Raw genomic sequence first — 1,073 nt, forward strand, 5'->3', positions numbered from 1 at the left:
TAGGCCGTAGACTCATAAACGCGGAGCCAAAGCCGCATTGACGCAAGTTGGACCATGGCCAGGAAGTTTTCGGCGAGCTTGTCATATCGGGTGGCCACCCTACGGAAGTGCTTCAGCTTGGAGAAGAAGCGCTCGATCAGGTTGCGCTCGCGGTACAGCCATGTGCTGAAGTACGGTTTCGACCTCCGGTTTGCCTTGGGCGGGATATTGGCGAACGCTCCTTTTCCGTGGAGAGACGCCCGAATGCGATCGGCATCATATGCCTTGTCCGCCAGCACGATCGTTCCGGCGCTGACATGATTGAGTAGTTCGTCAGCAGCTTGGCCGTCATGGCTTTGCCCGGCGGTCAGACTCAGCCGGATCGGGAGGCCTTGCCCATCGACGACCGCGTGGATTTTGGTCGTGAGGCCGCCTCGGGAGCGACCGAGACAATGATCTCGATCCCCCTTTTTGCCGTCGCAGCCTGCTGGTGCGCCCGGATGGAAGTGCTGTCGATCATTTGAATGTCGCCATCATGCGCGGCGGTGATGGCGTCCATCATCCGATCCCACACGCCAGCTTTCCGCCATCGTATGAAGCGGTTGTAGCAAGTGGTGCGTGGACCATAGCGTTCGGGCAAGTCTCGCCACGGCGCACCGGATCGCAGCACCCAGAAGATGCCGTTCAGCACCCGCCGGTCATCAACGCGTGGCACGCCCCTGGGTTTGTTGGGCAGCAGCGGCTCGATCACGCGCCACTCGAAGTCGGTCAGGTCATATCGGCTCATGCCGACGCTGAATCAGAGAAACTCCCTGAGGGAAAGATCTTCCGTTCAAAAACCGTAGGCCTTTGGGTTGGCGAGTACGGTGTCGACCGTAAAATGCGGATCAGTAACTTCCACTTGCTCCAGCAGCGCGAGCATCTCCTGCCGATCTCGCCGCCTCACCGCAGCATCCCACTGACCGAGAATGCCACCATGAAATAGCCGCTCATTGACCGTCATACCCATCAAGCTGGGATCGTGCTGCTCATCCATAAATGCAGGGTGGCACAGCCGAGCCCCAACGCCAACGTTTTATGGGTTCACGGCCTAG

2 protein-coding genes are annotated in these 1,073 nt (G+C 59.2%); both read right to left on the reverse strand.

The window, feature by feature from the left end; genetic code table 11:
• Positions 1 to 766 (reverse strand): IS5 family transposase gene (locus tag L0963_RS19595; RefSeq protein ID WP_202988304.1). Its coding sequence is split into 2 segments (ribosomal slippage), with 767 coding nucleotides annotated over them: positions 1 to 454 and positions 454 to 766; the frame shifts between segments, so codons are not numbered across the junction. This gene is flagged as partial in the annotation.
• Between the two features lie 45 nt (positions 767 to 811).
• Positions 812 to 1,015: a hypothetical protein gene (locus L0963_RS19600; RefSeq protein ID WP_062900746.1), complete on the reverse strand. Its 204-nt coding sequence runs from the start codon at positions 1,013 to 1,015 to the stop codon at positions 812 to 814.
• Positions 1,016 to 1,073: the final 58 nt, after the last annotated feature.

The organism is Sphingopyxis sp. NFH-91 (genome assembly GCF_021401285.1).
In the GTDB taxonomy this organism is placed as follows: Bacteria; Pseudomonadota; Alphaproteobacteria; order Sphingomonadales; family Sphingomonadaceae; genus Sphingopyxis; species Sphingopyxis terrae_A.

What these genes read in the sequence shown, in the direction of transcription:
- L0963_RS19600 (WP_062900746.1), bottom strand. Translation starts at nt 1,015, where the DNA reads ATGGATGAGCAGCACGATCCCAGCTTGATGGGTATGACGGTCAATGAG.